Source organism: Vibrio sp. 10N.222.46.A1, assembly GCF_041473595.1.
GTDB classification, from domain to species: Bacteria; Pseudomonadota; Gammaproteobacteria; order Enterobacterales; family Vibrionaceae; genus Vibrio; species Vibrio tasmaniensis_A.
In genome coordinates this window covers 1-18,226 of sequence record NZ_JBFRSN010000113.1, presented here as the reverse complement: position 1 = coordinate 18,226, position 18,226 = coordinate 1, and the positions used below count along the sequence as shown (strand labels likewise).

The following is an 18,226-nucleotide window of genomic DNA, read 5'->3' as shown; positions in this document are numbered from 1 at the left end:
ACGGTGAACGTAATCTTCCGCTAGGAAAGGCATGTCGTAGTTAATTACATGTGGTAAGTCTTCGATATCAAGACCACGAGCTGCAACGTCGGTTGCTACCATCACACGTGCTCTGCCTTCTTTGAAGTCATCCAAAGCACGACGACGAGCGCTTTGTGCTTTATCACCGTGACAAAGTACCGCTTTAATGCCGTCTAATTTAAGCTCTTTAACAACGTCATTCGCTGTTTCTTTGTAGTTCACGAACACAAGCACTTGGCGCCAGTTTTTACGGCCAATCAGCTCAGAAAGCAGTTCTGTTTTACGCTCTTGATCCACAGGGTAAACCACGTGACCAACAGTAGAAGCCGTTGAGTTTTCGCGCTCAACACTGATACGTTTTGGTTTACGTAGAATATCAACAGACAGTTGGTTTAACTGAGTAGAAGTCGTTGCAGAGAACATCATGATTTGCGGTGATGTTTCTACATCTAGCATGATCTTACGAACGGCATTAATGAAGCCCATATCAAGGATACGGTCAGCTTCATCAAATACTAGAAATTCTAGGTTTGCGATAGACACGTTACCCGCTTCTAAGTGCTCTTCTAAACGTCCAGGTGTTGCAACCAAAATATCCACACCCAGCTCTAATTGACGAACTTGTGAAGACATTTTGTTACCACCGTAAACCGCTGAAACGCTTAGTTCAGTGTATTTAACGTAGTCTTTAATGTTTTGAGCGATCTGCGCAGCAAGCTCACGAGTTGGAGCAAGAATAAGGCCGCGAGCCGTTCCTCTAGAAGCCTTTTTGCCGCTGTTCAAAAGGTGTTGGATAACAGGCAATGAAAATGCCGCTGTTTTACCCGTACCGGTTTGAGCAGTAGCAAAAATATCATGGCCTTTACGAGCCATTGGAATCGCTTTTTGTTGAATTGGAGTGAGTTTTTCATAACCACACTCAGTCAACGCTTTGACTAATTCAGGAGCAAAACCTTGAGAGGAAAATGACATTGTTACGGGTTCCTTAAGCAGACAGCCTACATTCTTATTTCAGCCGAGCACTATAAAGTAATTAGAGTGATTTATCTCACATTTATCGTGATATAACGCAAACTTTCTCATTTAATCTGGTGTTTATCCCGCCTTCAACGAGGTAAACACCAAGATCCTTGGTTCAAACAGCAAAAACAGGGCTATTTGATGCCACACAGCTTGAGTAGAATCTGCTCGAGATCGCTCCACGGCATTAACTGCGAGTCGATCACTTCAAGACGAGACTCAAAGCCATCAAGGGAAATTTCATTCACTGACACCACTTGATTCGCCACATTGAATGCGTAGCAACCTTGGTCGGTGTTCACTACGGCTTTTACACGCTCAGCCGTTAGATCCGACAGCATTGAAAACAGCGCATCAAAATCAAACTTATGCTCTGCGCCAAACAACCAGCCACAACTAAAGTAGCCCTGCCCTTTATTCTCTTTACGGATGAAAGCTTCACCGGGAGGAAGTTGGAATTGAGGCTCTTGCTCAGCGTGATCGTGATGATGCGCTTCAATATGAGAGGAAGCACTACCGTATACTCTTTCAATGTCCAACACTTCCAATGGCACTTCACCATCGTGAATTAGCTTATGGAAGACTTTTGCTGGCGTTTGATCCGTCACCCAATCATTGAACACATCGATGTCTTCAGAATGAACAAGGTCAACCTTAGTACCAAGAATCACATCAGCACTGTCCAGTTGATCATTAAAATTCTGATTCAAGGTGTACTTTTCATTAGAAAGATTTCGAGGGTCAACCAAACCAAGCGTCGCTTTTAAATCAACATAAGGCGTGTACTGATCGGAAGTCAGTGTCGCAATCACTTGTTTAGGGTGACCAAGCCCTGTCGGCTCAATCAATAAACGGTCCGGTTTTTGGCGCAGTAAGGCATTAATACCTACCGACATAGGCACACCAGCAGTACAGCACATGCAGCCACCCGGTACTTCTTTAATCAAAGCACCTTGATCCGTCATCAATGCGCCATCAATGCCGATTTCGCCGAACTCATTAACTAGGACAGCCCAGTTTTCATTCTCAGGTTTATTTTTTAGAAGGTTCAAAATAGCGGTCGTCTTACCGACACCTAGAAAACCCGTAATTATGTTTGTAGGAACTTTTTTGATCATATCAGTTCTCCTTTTTTAAGGAGTATATACACAATCACGGAGAAATTGACCCCAATCGCTTGTATGTACGGAGAATGATTTAAGCCAGAAGTTGTATGAGTGTCACTAGAAAGGGGGGAACGAAGAAAAATAAATGCTCCAGACGAACTAAAGGCGTACTTATCAGTACGCCTCACTCTCGTTACTCAATCGTGAGTTCGCGAATCAGGAAGCCTTAAATATCGACCTGAACAATTAACGAGAAACTAAAACTTTGTATCTGAATCCATCCAAATTGTGTGTAAAACCTCACGTCTCCTTGCGGTTTGTTATGTTGCTTTACGATTTAACTATGGTTCATTTTTAGGGATATTCAAGGTGCCATCTGAGAATCGATCAAAATTGTGACGAGGATTCCACTATTGCCCATATATTCCATTTATGTAACACGTACATTCCATAAATGAAATTCAACTTTTCATCTTTGCTGCTATAGGATATGAAGAGGACGCGTATAATTTATTGCAGTCCCGCCTTAACCCATTCAGGAGCCTTATCTCAATGACCAGAAGAGAGAAAATTAAGCAATCCTTATTAGCCAAAATGCCAAGGGATGCTATTAATCAATTTCTCTCAAGAGATAAGACACCCGCTTCCGTTCTCTTTCTTTCTTGTATTGTAGGTGTACTTGCTGGCGTGGTGGGTACCTATTTCGAAGTCGCGGTTCATTTCATCACCGAAACTCGTACCGATTGGCTTAAAGATGAGATTGGTAGCTATTTACCTCTTTGGCTCGCCGCTTTCCTTATTAGTGCTGCATTTGCCTTTATTGGTTACTTCCTTGTTCACCGTTTCGCTCCAGAGGCTGCAGGCTCAGGCATCCCTGAAATTGAAGGGGCGATGGACGGTATGCGCCCTGTTCGATGGTGGAGAGTATTGCCAGTAAAATTCTTTGGCGGTATGGGCGCATTAGGCTCTGGTATGGTTTTAGGTCGAGAAGGACCAACCGTTCAAATGGGCGGCAGTATTGGTCGCATGGTCACCGATATCTTTCGAGTCAAAGATGACGACGCCCGACATTCACTATTGGCTTCGGGTGCCGCAGGTGGTTTGGCCGCGGCATTCAATGCACCACTCGCCGGAATCATGTTTGTAGTCGAGGAGATGAGACCGCAGTTTCGCTACTCACTCATTTCAATCAAAGCCGTCATCATCTCGGCGGTTTCAGCCAATATTGTATTTCGTTCGATCAATGGCCAATCTGCCGTTATCACAATGCCTCAATACCAACCGCCTGAACTGGATGCTCTGTGGCTATTCTTGTTGTTAGGTGTATTGTTCGGCCTGTTTGGTGTGATTTTCAATAAGCTAATTACACTTTCGCAAGACCTGTTTGTGGCAATACACAAGAATGACCGTAAACGCTACTTAATGACAGGTTCCCTATTGGGCGGTTGCTTTGGCTTATTGCTGCTCTATATACCGGAGTTGACTGGCGGTGGTATTGGTATCATCCCGAATATCACTAATGGCAACTACAGCGCAAACGTGCTGCTGTTAATCTTCTTAGGGCGCGTGCTCACCACGCTACTTTGTTTCGGCTCTGGTGCACCGGGTGGTATCTTTGCACCAATGCTTGCTCTAGGAACACTCTTTGGATACGCATTTGGGCTTATCGCGGCGGCATTCTTCCCTGAACTGAACATAGAGCCGGGTATGTTTGCGATTGCCGGCATGGGCGCCTTATTTGCCGCCACTGTGCGAGCGCCTATCACTGGCATACTGTTGGTTATTGAAATGACCAATAACTACTACCTCATCTTACCGTTGATCATCACCTGCTTAGGCGCGGTAATCATTGCTCAGATGTTAGGTGGTCAGCCAATTTACAGCCAACTACTTAACCGCACGCTGAAAAACGAGAAACTAAGACAGCAAGATCTCCCTCAGCAAGAGGAAGTTCGTTAATTGCATTGAAAACGTCAGTTCAAATGTGGGACTTAAACGTAACTCGTTAAGTTCCACTAATACAATCAAATTCCACTAATACAATAAGCAAACCAAGCTCAATATTTATAGAACACTCAAGAAAATCAAAAACACTTTCATCGCGCTTTATATATCAATTTCGAATCAAAACCTTAAAAGCAAACGTTAAACTTGCTATTATCCACGAAATTATTTACATGCCTAACAACACCGATTGTGAGCATGACTGAACGTTTTGATTAGAGTATACGTTCTACATTTAACTGAGTGGAGCAAGTCGTTGAACTGGAGAAGATTAACCCAAGTAAAGAATGTTCCACCATCTCAGGCGTCTTTAGCACTTGGCGTTATAGGGCTGGGGCAAGCTTGGGCATTATATCTTCCAGGGGTTGGTGAGCTCATTCGTCCTTACCTTGCTGCGTTTGGCGCACTGTTATTGCTGCCCGTTTTACTTCGTTATCTCACAAGTTTTGATACTTTTATCAATGACATTCGCCATCCACTTAGCGGAAGCTTAATGGCGCCGATGAGCATGGCGTTATTGATTCTATGTGACTATCTCGCCGAGATATCTCCAATAATCGCCTATCCAGTCTGGTTCTGCGCGTTGTTGTTGCATTTTACCATGATGGTGTTGTTCTTTAGTTTCCAGATCCTCAATTTCAAAATGTCGAACATTGTGCCGAGTTGGTTCCTGTATCCCGTGGGGTTAATCAGCAGTTCCTTAGCAGGTACACAGTTTGGACACACCGTTTTTTCAGAGACACTGGCGGCCACTTGTATCGGTATCTATTTCCTAATGCTGCCAGTGGTGTTGTACCGCTTGGTATTCGAAGGAAACCTGCCACGTCGAGCAAGACCAACACTCGCAATCATGGCGGCTCCGGTTAACTTATCTTTAGCCGCTTACTTGGTGAACTTCGACAACCCAGATCCGATTCTGACAGGAGCATTGGCTGGCATTGCTATCACCATGACTCTATTGATTTACTTATGTTACATCCGTCTAATGCGTCTTAAGTTCCAACCTTCGATTGCAGCCGTCACCTTCCCGTCCGTGATCAGCGCCATTGCTATGCACCGCTTAACCACATTTTTCGGTGCTGAATACCCACAATGGTATTGGCTGCATAAATTCGGCTTCTTTGAATTAACCATCGCGACCATCCTAGTGATTTGGGTGGCAGGCGGTTATGTGAAAATGTACTGGCCTGAGTTTTTTGATTCTGATTACATGTCCAAAAAGGTTAAGCGTTCTTAAAACGAACGCCAGAAGATCTTACCTTGATCACCCCCTACTCCAATATCCAATTGTCTCTCGCTGGACAAACCAAACGAAAAAAGGCCTCACAATGTGAGGCCTTTGAATAGGCAAGGTGTCAATAGTTCAGGCGAGTGTTAATAGAACTGTCGAGAGCTATTAGAAATTAGCGTGAGGGCCAAAGACTTCGTAGTGTACGCGTGAGCGATCTACTTTAAGTGCGTCTAACTGCTCTACGATGTTTTTCATGAAACCAACAGGGCCACAGATATAGAAATCACTCTCTTCAAAGCCTTTAGTATCGGAGATAGACGCTAGATCCATTTGACCTTCATGTGTGTTCTCACACGCAGACTCTCCTTTGTTCATGTACCACGTTTTCGCTTCCCAACCTTTATCGGCAACAATATCTTTAACGCGAGTCGTGAAAGAGTGTTGACCTACGTTTTCACAAGCGTGAAGGTACAGTACAGGTTCGTTTTTCTGCTGGTTGTTTAAGAACTCAAGCATTGATTGCATTGGTGTTACACCCACGCCAGCAGAGATAAGCGTTACTGGCTTGCTACGCTCTTGATACATGAAGTCACCCGCTGGGGCATATAGGCTAACTTCATCACCGACAGCAACAGTATCGTGCATGTGATTAGATACTACGCCTTGAGTTTCTTGACCTTGGGCTTCACGTTTCACAGAAATTCGGTACTGCTTGCCGTTTGGCTTGTCTGATAGTGAGTATTGACGGATCTCGCTGTACTGAGCACCTTCAGGTTTCACTTCGATACCAATATATTGTCCTGGCGTATAATCCAGAACGTCACCGCCATCTTTTGGTTGTAGGATGAAGCTTGTTACTAATGCTGATTCTTCAATTTTATCTGCAATTACGAATGCACGTGCAGCTTCCCAACCACCAACAGCTTGCTTGCGCTGTAGGTAAAGTTCAGCTTCACGGTCGATGAATACTTGCGCTAAGAATAGGTAAGCCGCAGTCCACGCTTCTTCTACTTCTGGGGTGAATGCATCAGCAGCTAATTCACGCAGTGTTTCAATTAGGTGAAGACCAACGATTTGGTAATGGTCTGGTTGAATATTAAAGCTTGTGTGTTTCTGTGCAATACGCTCAACCGCTGAGGTTAACGCTGCTAGATTTTCGATGTTCTTTGCATAAGCTGCGATAGCTTCAAACAGTGCAACACCTTGGCGACCTGTTCTTTGATGAGTCATATTGAAGATATCTTTCAATTCAGGGTTATGCGTGAACATGCGTTGATAGAAGTGTTGAGTTAAAGCAGGGCCTGCGCTTTCTAAAAGAGGAATCGTCGATTTGATGATGTTGATATGTAGATTGTTTAGCATTGATTTACTCCGAACACTTAGTCTTTTGACCTTTCATGTCAAATTGACTAATTTTATTTAAAGATGACTTTATATTAATTCTTTCTCAATGAGCTCTTTGGCTACTATTTTTATGAGAATTACGTGGACTGATAAATTCGCATTAATTGATTCAAATCAATGATAGGTCAGTTATTCAGTCATATAGACAACACGCAATGGACACACTGCACAAACGGTGCCAACATGCGAAAGCTTGTTGTGCCTAGCATTCCTTCAAAAACCCTCTTCAAACTTTAGTCAAAAAGACCTTTTTTTTATGTCATAAAGACTCTACCATGTATAAAAATACAAACAGTATGAGCCCTTTATGCAAGATATCTCAGCATCCACTCTCATGGAAATGACCATTGGTTTAGCCAGCGGTGTGAACGATCAAGACCGTTTCAATCGCTTAATCGATGCCATTCGTAAAACCATAACGTGTGATTGTGTCGCACTTTTAAGCCTTCAAGGCGACACGCTAGTACCCATCGCAATGCAAGGGCTCAGTCGAGATACATTCGGTCGCCGCTTTATTATTTCAGAACATCCACGTTTTGATGCGATTTGTGCATCGCGTTCTCCAGTTCGTTTTGATGCGGATAGCTCATTGCCTGATCCTTTCGATGGCTTACTGATCGACCACGACGGCGATTTGCCTATGCATGCCTGTATGGGTTTGCCTCTTCTTTTTGGTGACAAATTGTTAGGGGTACTAACCCTCGACAGCCTAAAACCTGATGTCTTCGCGAATATTCCTGCTCGGAACCTAGAAGTTCTCGCTGCTATTGCTGCCTCTACGATGCAAATGGCGATGACTTTCTCGCAACTTGAACATCAAGCAAAACAGTCAAAGCAATTACTGGAAGAGCTGAATGTTGAAGCGTGGGAACGTGACGGCGGCGAATTGATTGGTAATAGTGACACCATGGTCGCGCTTAAAAACGATATCGCGGTTGTCGCACCCTCTGAATTTAATATTCTGATTCATGGTGATACAGGTGTTGGTAAAGAGCTCGTTGCTCGAACCCTGCATCACCAATCGCAGCGTAAACGTAACCCACTCGTCTATGTCAACTGTGCAGCTATTCCTGAGAACTTGGTAGAGAGTGAACTATTTGGTCACGTTCGTGGCGCGTTTACTGGTGCAGACAAAAACCGCTTAGGTAAGTTTGCTCTAGCCGATGGCGGCACGCTATTCTTAGATGAAATTGAGTCCATGCCGATGCAGGCACAAATTCGCCTGTTGCGCGTCTTACAAGAGCGCGTTATTGAAAGGGTTGGCTCAAACGGTTTAGTGCCTCTCGATATTCGAGTAATCGCTGCAACCAAAGTCGACCTAAAGAAGGCGGCTGAAGAAGGCGTTTTCCGCCAAGACCTCTATTATCGACTCAACGTTGTGACCCTAGATTTACCGCCGTTAAGAAGCCGTCAAGAAGACATCCCTGCACTCTTCCACCACTTCTTACTGGTCGCTGCTGCACGTTATGGCAAGACAGCACCAGCACTTCCCCAAAAGGAGCTGCACGCGCTTTTAGCCCATGATTGGCCGGGAAATGTACGAGAATTGCGTAATACAGCTGAGCGGTTTGTACTTTTAGGTAAGCTTTCTCACTTATCAGACAACACCAATCAAGTCACTCAAGAACTGTCTTTGGCAGAACTGGTGTCTGAATTTGAGAAAAACACGTTAAAACAAGCGCTTATTGAGTGTAATGGCAGCATTAAACAGACTATGGATAGACTGCAACTTCCACGTAAAACCCTCTACGATAAAATGCAAAAACACCAACTAGTTAAAGAGTCATACCGACAGAGCGAAAACTAAATTAAATTTGGGAGCAAGATCACCTATACTTATTTCACAACAGGATGTTATGCAACCAAGGTGGTAAGGAGATCATTATGGGTGAGAAAACAAAAGTTCCCTCGATCACCGATACGTTTGAAATTGACGGTATTTTTTATACTGACAATCATGTCAACTTAGACACTCCAGAATTAGAGGCAAAAAGAGCGCTGTATGATCCGATTGAATCTAGCTCTCGATATGGAAAAATCATTGATGAGGAGGTTTAACCCTCCCCATCACTTCGCTATGATTTCACTATCTATTTCGTGATGATCTCCGGCCCCATCAAGGTAGTCGGTAACCATGTTGATACCCAAGGTACGTAGGTTACGATAATCAGAAATAAGAACATCACGCCAACCCATGGCAGTGCGGCTTTTACTACGTTCATCATCGACATCTTGGCAACCCCTGCGGTCACAAACAAGTTGAGCCCCACAGGCGGTGTTATCATCCCTATCTCCATGTTCACAACCATCATGATACCTAGGTGAATAGGGTCGATACCCAGTGCAATTGCAATTGGGAATACCAACGGCGCAACGATGATCAGCAAGCCTGATGGCTCCATGAACTGCCCACCAATCAAGAGTAGAACGTTCACCACAATCAAGAAGGTGATCGGCCCTAAACCTGCAGACAACATCGATTCCGTGATCATCTGAGGAATACGTTCTTCTGTCAGTACATGCTTAAGAATCAGAGCATTGGCAATGATAAACAGCAACATGATGGTCAGCTTGCCCGCATCATAGAGCGTGTCTTTGGTGTCTTTATGGAAAAACGTTTGGAACACTTTCACCAAAGCAGGCTTTGTATTTTTCTTCTCCGCAAACGGCCCCATATCTTTGTAGATAAAGTTGGCAATGAAGAACGCGTAAACCGCTGCAACAGCCGCCGCTTCTGTCGGAGTAAAGATACCGCCGTAGATACCACCTAAAATGATAACAATCAGCAACAAGCCCCAGCTCGCATCCTTCGCGGCTGCGAACATCTCACCCCAGCCTACAAATGGTTGTGCAGGAATTTTCTTAATACGTGCTGCAATGTAGATAGCTATCATCAACATCACGCCCGCCAACAGGCCAGGAATCACACCGCCTAAGAACATACGACCGACAGATACATCCGTCGCCGCAGCGTAAACCACCATAACGATGGATGGTGGAATCAAGATACCCAACGTACCCGCGTTACAGATAACCCCTGCCGCGAACTCTTTTGTGTAGCCGTTTTTGATCATACCAGCGATAACAATACTACCGATTGCCACTACCGTTGCTGGAGACGACCCAGATAACGCTGCGAACATCATACACGCCACAACCGATGCCATTGCTAAACCGCCGCGGAACCAACCCACCATTGCAATAGCAAAACGGATAATACGTTTCGCCACACCACCAGTAGACATAAAGCTAGAGGCCAAGATAAAGAAAGGGATCGCTAAGAGTGTGTAGTGGCCTGCAAATGCATTAAACAGCGTTTGTGCAACCGAAGCTAGTGACGCATCAGAGTGCATCAACAAGAATATGACGCTCGATAAACCAAGGGAAATCGCAATTGGTACACCGACCAACATGAAAGCAATTACCATTAAAAATAGAAATAACATTGCCATGATTAGTCTTCCTTACCGTTAGATTTTGTACCCGACTCGTTCGCCTTGTTTTGCTTAGTCGAATCCAATACCGCTGTCGCGTCTTCATCAGAACCCGCTAACACATCAGCTTTCAATGCATCCAGCTCTTCTTCGGCTTCATGCCCCGCTATCATGCGATCAAGCTTGCCTGTGACTACTTGGTAAGCAACTTGGGCAAAACGGAACGTCAGCATTGCCATACCAATAGGCAGTGCCATGTAAGGAATAAAACGTGGCAGTTTCTCGTATCGCTCGCCTTCATTCATCCAGTCGGCAAGGAACTGAAGCATCTCTGGCATTGGAATATCATCGGTCTCGTACCAAGCGCGCTCAGTCGCGAACGGGTACCAGTAATTCCAAGAACCTATAAGAAGTAAGATTGAGAATGCTAGGCAGCTTGTGACGGCGATTAACGCATACACTTTGCGTAGCTTTTCTGGGGCAAGGTTGATGATCACATCAACACCAATGTGGAAGTGTTTTTTAACGCCATAAGATGCGCCCACTAACACCATCCAAGCGAACATGAACACCGTCAGTTCTAGTGCCCATAAGATATTGCCATTGAATGCGTATCGAAATACCACATTGGCAAAAGTAAGTAGCGTCATTGCGCCAAGGAAAAATGCGATTAATGACTCTTCAATCACATCCGTAACTCTTCCGACTTTGGAAAAAAAAGAGGTTTCCAGTGCTGATTCGCTAGAATTTGGCTGTTCCATTTGAGGATTATCCATAATTGACTCCGCTTATAGTTATTTTAATGAGGAGTGGCGAAATTCACGCCACTCCCTTAGCGGTGTTATTGGTTTGAAGCTAACGCTGCATCGATAAGATCTGAACCGATGTCTTTTTCAAACTTCTTCCATACTGGTTGAAGCGCAGTTACCCATGCTTCACGCTGTTCAGGCGTAAGCGTACGAACTTCACCACCCGCTTCGATGATGTTGTTTTTGTTCGCTAGGTTAACTTTTGAAGATTCTGCGTTACGAGTCTCAGACACTTCTTGAACGATTGTGCCAAGTTGCGTACGTACATCTTCAGGTAGGTCTTTCCAGAAGTCGTTCGACGTTACTACGAGGTAATCAAGAATACCGTGGTTAGTTTCTGTCACGCCGTCTTGTACTTCAAAGAACTTCTTACCGTAGATGTTTGACCATGTGTTCTCTTGGCCATCGATAACCTTAGTCTGTAGGCCACCGTATACTTCTTTGAAAGACATCTTCTGTGGGTTAGCACCTAGCTGTTCAAACTGAGCAACCAATACGTCTGATGCTTGAACACGGAATTTCAAGCCTTCCGCGTCTTCAGGATTGATAAGAGGTTTGTTTGCTGACATCTGTTTCATGCCATTGTGCCAAAACGCTAGGCCTTGAAGGCCACGACGCTTCATCGCGTTCTTCAGCTTTTCGCCAGACTCTGAGTTTTGGAAACGGTCAACAGCTTCTACGTCTTCAAATAGGAAAGGAAGGTCAAAAATGCGGTATTTCTTAGTGAACTTCTCAAATTTAGACAGCGAAGGAGCCGCCATTTGAACATCACCATTTAACAGGGCTTCCAGTACTTTATTATCATCGTAGAGTGTTGAGTTAGGGAAAACTTGCATACAAGCTTTGCCATTCATTTCCGTGTTTACTCGCTCTTCCAGTAAAGAAGCGGCAATGCCTTTCGGGTGCTTATCGGTATTGGTTACATGACTGAATTTAATCACGATTTCACCTGGGTCACAGTTTGCAGCAGCATTAAAACTTGTGAGCACCAGAGCAGATACAGACAGCAGGGTAAGAGGCTTAAACATTATTATTCTCCTTAGTAAACAAAGCAGCCCTTCAATGGGAACTGCGTGCTTTCACTAAGGCAATTAGCGCGCCACATTGACACAAATCATTAACAACCCTTTAACCGTAAGGCTTCATGATATCTGCCTGCAGCAGTCACTAACTCGCTGCAAAAATCAATGGGTGGAAAGTGACACATAGAATATTTGTAAATGGGTGGAAGCTGACCAAAGCATCGGTGATAAATGAGGTCTGACCAAAAGCTCGATTGCCGATGATACCTTGAAGTAATTTCGACCTATCCTGTAGAGTGCTGCACAACTTAGTCAGATTTACTACAACGCTACTTAATAAGAGTTGATATCAATGAGCCAGATCTACCATCACCCAGTACAAATTTACTATGAAGATACCGATCACTCAGGTGTGGTTTATCACCCTAACTTTCTAAAGTACTTTGAGCGTGCACGCGAACATGTCTTGGGTAGCGATAAACTGGCAACATTGTGGAATGAACATGGATTAGGTTTTGCGGTATATAAAGCCAACATGACTTTTCAAGATGGGGTTGAGTTCGCTGAGATCTGCGACATCCGCACCTCTTTTGAACTCGATGGCAAATACAAAACGCTATGGCGACAAGAAGTGTGGCGTAAAGATGCAACCAAACCCGCAGTGATTGGTGATATCGAAATGGTCTGTTTAGATAAAGACAAACAACTTCAGCCAGTGCCTGCTGAAGTCTTAAAAGCGATGCTTGGCGAAACGAGTTAACCTCATCTTACCTCACCTCACCAAACTCGCTTAAAGGAGATGAGACGACGAAAAGGTTCTCATCTCTATCTGCATGGGTAGCAAATTCCCACCAAGAGTCACGGCGAAACGATACTGGTCATCTAATCGACCCAAGCAACATTGCCAATCTGTAGAAATATCGTCTTGTTGATAAGAATCCAAATCCAACCCAATCCCGCTATCTAGCCTGATTTCGCGATACAATCTAATTTCATCCTGCAAGTTTGGTTGAAAATCCGAAGCGTGAATTGGCAATGTTTGCTCCGTCAGATTGGAGAAATCGAACGAAAAGCTTCGCAACGATGTGGCTAGCCCCTTCCCCGTCGCTTTGATGTACGACTCTTTCAACGCCCACAGATCGAAAAAACGCTCTCTGTGTTCTTCTTTGCTGAGCTCAAGTAAATCCGCCAATTCTTTATCTGAAAAGTAGTGCTTCATGATCGAGTCGATATTGGTCGAACTTCTTGCGTGTTCAATATCAACACCCAATTGAACTTGCTTCCCTTTTCTCTGGCAAACTGCAATCAACAAATGTTCTTTGCTATGACTGATATTGAAATTCAGGCCGGTTTCTATTTGTTGTTTCTCTATTAATCTCGGCTTCCCTTTCTCACCATATTCAAAGCGCCACGCTTCAGGCATCAAATCAGAATAGCTAGACAGCACCTTTCTCAGATAATTTCGTACATACAAAGCTTGAATCTGAGATGAGGGCATTCGATAACGCTCAACTTTGGCAATCTCATCGGCTGTCAGTCTCTTTTTGAGCTGCGATACATTGTTTGGCTGGTCATTTAAATTACTCAGAGAACATAGCCACAAATCAACAACGGGAGTTTTCATTTAACTCGAACTCACTTCTATAAATCACTCTTCAAAACACGATTGGAACAACCCAATCGAACAAATTTAACTCACCTATAAATTAAGTGGAACCTAGAGAATACGGGAGGGAAACACCCTTCATATAGGGACTTAAAACTAACTTTTAAAATAATAACAAATTAAAACACAGATCACACTCCACCTTACAGAACAGGCATCTATTAAATGTTACTTACAAAAATCTGACATAGATCCCACCAAGTCAAGAAATAGAGTATAAACACTAAAAAACCACCCATATCCATTAATTATCAATAAGTTAATTCCATTAAAAATACAAAAAACAAAAGTTCAGCAAAATCATCTGGTCTGAACAGATCATAGTGGCCTCTGGGAGCATTGTATCGGCCACTCACCTCGGGTAGCCTGCTCAACCATTAAACAAATTCACACGTTTTCTTTGCGGATACCGACTTGTCGTTTAGTCAGACTTTGAACAGGATTTTAATGGACATCGCCTCAACATTTGAATGCCACCGTCGCGCATGAAACACCTCCCCTACTCTCGTAAGTCAACGCACTTCGTAAAACTAATTTCTATCTGGTTGCCGCCACTCAGCAACCTGAATTTTCAGCTGCGCTTCCCTAAGTCTGTTTCAGATTTTCTTTCTATAGCTTTAAAAGCGCAGCCTCAAAACACGACATCACTTTCTGTGATTTCTAGTGGAGACTCATAATGAGCCAACCCGAAAAAAACACACCGGAATCAGTCGACGACACTCGACTTAATAAACGTCTTAAAGACATGCCTATTGCTATCGTTGGAATGGCAAGCATGTTTGCGAACTCTCGTTACTTAAACAAGTTTTGGGATTTGATCAGCGAAAAGATCGATGCAATTACCGAAGTGCCTGATACACACTGGCGTCCAGAAGATTACTACGATTCAGATCGTACCACGCCAGACAAATCTTACTGTAAGCGCGGTGGTTTCATCCCAGAAGTTGACTTCAACCCTATGGAGTTCGGCCTTCCGCCAAATATCCTTGAACTGACGGATACGTCACAGCTACTTTCTCTGATCGTGGCAAAAGAAGTACTTGAAGATGCCAAACTGCCTGAAGGTTACGATCGCGACAAGATCGGTATTACGCTTGGTGTAGGCGGTGGTCAGAAGATTGCTCAAAGCCTGAATGCTCGTCTTCAATACCCTGTTTTGAAAAAAGTCTTCAAGAGCAGTGGCATCAACGACGAAGACAGCGAAATGCTGATCAAAAAGTTCCAAGACCAATACATCCACTGGGAAGAGAACTCGTTCCCTGGTTCATTGGGTAACGTAATTTCAGGTCGTATTGCTAACCGCTTTGACCTTGGTGGCATCAACTGTGTAGTAGACGCTGCATGTGCTGGTTCTCTGGCTGCAATGCGTATGGCTCTGAGTGAGCTGGTTGAAGGCCGCAGTGAAATGATGATCACTGGTGGTGTGTGTACTGATAACTCACCAACCATGTACATGAGCTTCTCTAAAACCCCAGCATTCACTACAAACGAAACCATTCAACCTTTCGACATCGATTCAAAAGGCATGATGATTGGTGAAGGCATCGGCATGGTTGCTCTTAAGCGTCTTGAAGATGCAGAGCGTGACGGCGACAGAATCTACTCGGTAATTAAAGGTGTGGGTTCTTCGTCGGATGGTAAGTTCAAGAGTATTTACGCGCCTCGCCCTGAAGGGCAAGCTAAAGCACTGAAACGTGCTTACGATGATGCAGGTTTTGCACCGCACACGCTTGGCTTACTAGAAGCGCACGGTACTGGTACTGCTGCGGGTGATGTTGCTGAATTTGGTGGCTTAAACTCAGTATTCAGTGAGAACAACGAAGAGAAGCAACACATTGCGTTAGGCTCTGTGAAATCTCAAATTGGTCACACTAAATCAACCGCGGGTACTGCCGGTTTAATCAAAGCTGCATTAGCACTGCACCACAAAGTACTGCCGCCAACGATTAACGTATCGGCTCCGAATCCTAAGTTGGATATCGAGAACTCACCGTTCTACCTAAATACACAAACGCGTCCTTGGATGAAACGTGTCGACGGCACACCACGCCGTGCAGGTATCAGCTCATTCGGTTTTGGTGGCACTAACTTCCACGTTGTATTGGAAGAGTACACGCCAGAGCACGCTCGCGGTGATAAATACCGTCAGCGCCAAGTACCGCAAACTCTGTTATTCAGCGCAGAATCTCGTCAAGCATTGATCAATGAGCTAAAACAAGTTTCAACTCAAGCTGCAGACGCCGCGTTCAAACTGGAAGCGCTTGCTGAGCAGCACGCTCTACGCGAAGTAGACGCTAAGCACGCTCGTCTTGGTTTAGTTGTCACTGACCAAGCAGACCTGCAAGCGCAACTGACTCAAGCGATTTCTATGCTTGAGAGCCAAACCAAAACACATTGGCAGATGCCAAACGGTGCTAGCTACCGTGAGTCGGCACTGATTGCAGAAAATGGTGCGGGTAAAGTAGCAGCTCTGTTTGCAGGTCAAGGTTCGCAATACCTAAACATGGGTCGCGAGCTTGCATGTCACTACCCTGAAATGCGCCAACAGCTTGCTCAAGCGGATCAAGTATTTGGTCAGCACAAGAAAACAGCTCTGTCGCAAATTCTGTTCCCAATTCCAACCTTCACACCAGAAGCAACCAAAGCTCAAGAAGCGGTGTTAACCAACACGGCCAATGCTCAAAGTGCGATTGGTACTGTGTCTATGGGTCAGTTCGACATCATGACTCAAGCTGGCTTCAAAGCAGACATGGTCGCAGGCCACAGCTTTGGTGAGCTAAGCGCGTTATGTGCATCGGGTGTTATCTCGCAAGACGATTACTACCAGCTAGCTTTCGCTCGTGGCGATGCGATGGCTGCAACACCAGAACAAGGTGACAGCGGTACGATGTTTGCGGTCATCCTAGACGCAGACAAACTTCCAGCCGTTGAAAGCTGCATCAGCCAATTCGAAGGCGTGAGCATTGCCAACTACAACGCTCCGACTCAACTGGTTATTGCAGGTCCAACTGCAACGGTTCAACAAGCAGCACAAGCGCTAACAGAACAAGGCTTCAAAGCGATTGCTCTGCCAGTGTCTGGTGCTTTCCACACACCGCTTGTTGCTCACGCTCAAAAACCATTTGCTTCTGCAATTGATAAAGCTTCATTCAGCGCTCCAACGCTGCCGCTTTACTCGAACGCAACGGGCAAACTGCACAGCAAAGACGCTAAAGCGATCAAGAAAGCGTTCAAGCAACACATGCTGCAATCGGTTCGTTTCAGCGAGCAAATTGAAGCGATGTATGAAGCAGGCGCGCGCGTATTCGTTGAGTTCGGTCCGAAAAACATTCTTCAAAAGCTGGTTGAGAAAACATTGGCTGATAAGAACGAAGAGCTTTACGCAATCAGCATCAACCCAAGCCCTAAAGGCGACAGTGACCAACAGCTTCGCTTAGCTGCGGTTCAACTGTGCGTGGCAGGTATTTCATTAGACAACATTGACCCTTACCAAGCTGACATTGCTGAACCTGCGAAGGCATCACCAATGAACATCAAGCTGAATGCAACCAACTACATCAGCCCTGCTACTCGTAAGAAAATGGATCAATCATTGGCTTCGGGCAACGTCACCGAAAAGACTGAGATTGTTGAAGTGAAAGTTGAAGTCGAGAAAATCGTGGAAAAAGAAGTGATTAAAACAGAAATCGTTGAAGTACCTGTGGCTGCTCCTCAAGCTTCAAATGTACAACAGTCAGCTGCTCCAGCACCAAGCGCACAAGTAGCAACAACAGCTCAGCAGCCTCAAGTGGTTCAAACAGCCCCAGCGACTAGTCAGCCAACAGCTCAAGTAACGGTAGATGAGTCTTCATTGCAGTCGTTCTTCAATGCTCAACAACAAGCAGCAGAAGTACATCAGCAATTCTTGGCGATTCCTCAGCAATACGGTGACACGTTCAACACCTTAATGTCTGAGCAAGCGAAAATGGCAACAGCAGGCGTAGCAATTCCTGAGAACCTGCAACGTTCTATGGAAATGTTCCACCAGCACCAAGCTGAAACGCTAAAAGCGCACGCTCATTACCTAGAAATGCAAGCGCACAGCAACAACTCAGCACTTAATATGCTAACGCAAGGTTCAGCACAAACGGCACAACAAACCTTCGTTGCGCCAGTAAATGTTCAGCCAGTGATTCAAGCTACAGCTACTCCAACGACTCCAGCAGCTACCGTCCAACAGCCTGTAGCTCAAGTACAAGCGACTCCTGTACAAGCCGCGCCAGTTCAAGCTCAGTCTGTTCAAGTTACGCCAGTACAGAAAGCCGTTCCTGCACCACAAGTAGCGGCTCAAGCGGCAGCGCCTGTTGCAGCTCAACCTGTGCCAGTTAAAGCGCAACCAGCTCCTGTGGCTGCACCAGTAGCAGTACAAACAGCCGACGCTGAAAAAGTGATGCTAGAAGTCGTTGCCGAGAAAACGGGTTACCCAACGGAGATGCTTGATCTAGAAATGGACATGGAAGCAGACCTTGG

The 18,226-nt window shown here is 44.9% G+C and carries 14 protein-coding genes; 7 read left to right on the top strand and 7 right to left on the bottom strand.

Going from position 1 to position 18,226, the window contains the following annotated elements:
• A partial coding sequence (locus AB4496_RS04115) for a DEAD/DEAH box helicase (RefSeq protein WP_372130617.1) occupies nucleotides 1–993 on the bottom strand: 993 nt, incomplete at its 3' end.
• A gap of 182 nt (nucleotides 994–1,175) precedes the next feature.
• On the bottom strand, nucleotides 1,176–2,159 hold the full coding sequence (locus AB4496_RS04110) for a GTP-binding protein (protein ID WP_102258326.1): 984 nt from the start codon (nucleotides 2,157–2,159) through the stop codon (nucleotides 1,176–1,178).
• A gap of 540 nt (nucleotides 2,160–2,699) precedes the next feature.
• Between AB4496_RS04110 and clcA the strand changes: the two genes are divergently transcribed.
• The gene (gene clcA, locus AB4496_RS04105) at nucleotides 2,700–4,106 is read left to right on the top strand and encodes a H(+)/Cl(-) exchange transporter ClcA (RefSeq protein ID WP_029225590.1); all 1,407 of its coding nucleotides are present in this window, start codon (nucleotides 2,700–2,702) and stop codon (nucleotides 4,104–4,106) included.
• Between the two features lie 301 nt (nucleotides 4,107–4,407).
• Nucleotides 4,408–5,388, top strand: a complete 981-nt coding sequence (locus AB4496_RS04100; RefSeq protein WP_029222915.1) for a TDT family transporter — start codon at nucleotides 4,408–4,410, stop codon at nucleotides 5,386–5,388.
• A 159-nt stretch (nucleotides 5,389–5,547) separates the two neighbouring features.
• Here the strand turns inward: AB4496_RS04100 and hmpA are convergent, their stop codons facing one another.
• Nucleotides 5,548–6,744, bottom strand: a complete 1,197-nt coding sequence (gene hmpA / locus AB4496_RS04095) for an NO-inducible flavohemoprotein (protein WP_102258325.1) — start codon at nucleotides 6,742–6,744, stop codon at nucleotides 5,548–5,550.
• A 349-nt stretch (nucleotides 6,745–7,093) separates the two neighbouring features.
• On the opposite strand from hmpA, the gene norR reads away from it, so the two are divergent.
• The gene (gene norR / locus AB4496_RS04090; protein WP_372130615.1) at nucleotides 7,094–8,593 is read left to right on the top strand and encodes a nitric oxide reductase transcriptional regulator NorR; all 1,500 of its coding nucleotides are present in this window, start codon (nucleotides 7,094–7,096) and stop codon (nucleotides 8,591–8,593) included.
• Between the two features lie 77 nt (nucleotides 8,594–8,670).
• Nucleotides 8,671–8,844, top strand: a complete 174-nt coding sequence (locus tag AB4496_RS04085) for a hypothetical protein (RefSeq protein ID WP_009847288.1) — start codon at nucleotides 8,671–8,673, stop codon at nucleotides 8,842–8,844.
• Between the two features lie 32 nt (nucleotides 8,845–8,876).
• On the opposite strand, the gene AB4496_RS04080 is transcribed toward AB4496_RS04085, so the two are convergent.
• From AB4496_RS04080 to AB4496_RS04070, 3 genes are all read right to left on the bottom strand, one after another.
• Nucleotides 8,877–10,238, bottom strand: coding sequence for a TRAP transporter large permease (locus AB4496_RS04080; RefSeq protein WP_009847289.1), 1,362 nt, complete (start codon nucleotides 10,236–10,238; stop codon nucleotides 8,877–8,879).
• A 2-nt stretch (nucleotides 10,239–10,240) separates the two neighbouring features.
• The gene (locus AB4496_RS04075) at nucleotides 10,241–10,996 is read right to left on the bottom strand and encodes a TRAP transporter small permease (RefSeq protein ID WP_009847290.1); all 756 of its coding nucleotides are present in this window, start codon (nucleotides 10,994–10,996) and stop codon (nucleotides 10,241–10,243) included.
• A 65-nt stretch (nucleotides 10,997–11,061) separates the two neighbouring features.
• Nucleotides 11,062–12,057, bottom strand: coding sequence for a TRAP transporter substrate-binding protein (locus AB4496_RS04070; RefSeq protein ID WP_009847291.1), 996 nt, complete (start codon nucleotides 12,055–12,057; stop codon nucleotides 11,062–11,064).
• A 346-nt stretch (nucleotides 12,058–12,403) separates the two neighbouring features.
• Between AB4496_RS04070 and AB4496_RS04065 the strand changes: the two genes are divergently transcribed.
• Nucleotides 12,404–12,811, top strand: a complete 408-nt coding sequence (locus AB4496_RS04065) for a thioesterase family protein (protein ID WP_009847292.1) — start codon at nucleotides 12,404–12,406, stop codon at nucleotides 12,809–12,811.
• A 30-nt stretch (nucleotides 12,812–12,841) separates the two neighbouring features.
• On the opposite strand, the gene AB4496_RS04060 is transcribed toward AB4496_RS04065, so the two are convergent.
• The gene (locus tag AB4496_RS04060) at nucleotides 12,842–13,675 is read right to left on the bottom strand and encodes a 4'-phosphopantetheinyl transferase superfamily protein (RefSeq protein ID WP_009847293.1); all 834 of its coding nucleotides are present in this window, start codon (nucleotides 13,673–13,675) and stop codon (nucleotides 12,842–12,844) included.
• Nucleotides 13,676–14,202: 527 nt separating this feature from the next.
• Here AB4496_RS04060 and AB4496_RS04055 point away from each other — a divergent pair.
• Together AB4496_RS04055 and AB4496_RS04050 are read left to right on the top strand one after the other, a co-directional pair.
• A complete protein-coding gene (locus AB4496_RS04055; protein ID WP_083784101.1) occupies nucleotides 14,203–14,394 on the top strand; it encodes a hypothetical protein in 192 nt (63 codons plus the stop codon).
• A partial coding sequence (locus AB4496_RS04050; protein ID WP_372130613.1) for a beta-ketoacyl synthase N-terminal-like domain-containing protein occupies nucleotides 14,394–18,226 on the top strand: 3,833 nt, incomplete at its 3' end. The genes AB4496_RS04055 and AB4496_RS04050, both read left to right, overlap by 1 nt.

Bases quoted from the DNA above. Each gene is read 5' to 3' on its own strand.
- AB4496_RS04110 (WP_102258326.1), bottom strand. From the start codon at position 2,159: ATGATCAAAAAAGTTCCTACAAACATAATTACGGGTTTTCTAGGTGTC.
- clcA (WP_029225590.1), top strand. From the start codon at position 2,700: ATGACCAGAAGAGAGAAAATTAAGCAATCCTTATTAGCCAAAATGCCA.
- hmpA (WP_102258325.1), bottom strand. From the start codon at position 6,744: ATGCTAAACAATCTACATATCAACATCATCAAATCGACGATTCCTCTT.
- norR (WP_372130615.1), top strand. From the start codon at position 7,094: ATGCAAGATATCTCAGCATCCACTCTCATGGAAATGACCATTGGTTTA.
- AB4496_RS04085 (WP_009847288.1), top strand. From the start codon at position 8,671: ATGGGTGAGAAAACAAAAGTTCCCTCGATCACCGATACGTTTGAAATT.
- AB4496_RS04080 (WP_009847289.1), bottom strand. From the start codon at position 10,238: ATGGCAATGTTATTTCTATTTTTAATGGTAATTGCTTTCATGTTGGTC.
- AB4496_RS04075 (WP_009847290.1), bottom strand. From the start codon at position 10,996: ATGGATAATCCTCAAATGGAACAGCCAAATTCTAGCGAATCAGCACTG.
- AB4496_RS04070 (WP_009847291.1), bottom strand. From the start codon at position 12,057: ATGTTTAAGCCTCTTACCCTGCTGTCTGTATCTGCTCTGGTGCTCACA.
- AB4496_RS04065 (WP_009847292.1), top strand. From the start codon at position 12,404: ATGAGCCAGATCTACCATCACCCAGTACAAATTTACTATGAAGATACC.
- AB4496_RS04060 (WP_009847293.1), bottom strand. From the start codon at position 13,675: ATGAAAACTCCCGTTGTTGATTTGTGGCTATGTTCTCTGAGTAATTTA.
- AB4496_RS04055 (WP_083784101.1), top strand. From the start codon at position 14,203: ATGAAACACCTCCCCTACTCTCGTAAGTCAACGCACTTCGTAAAACTA.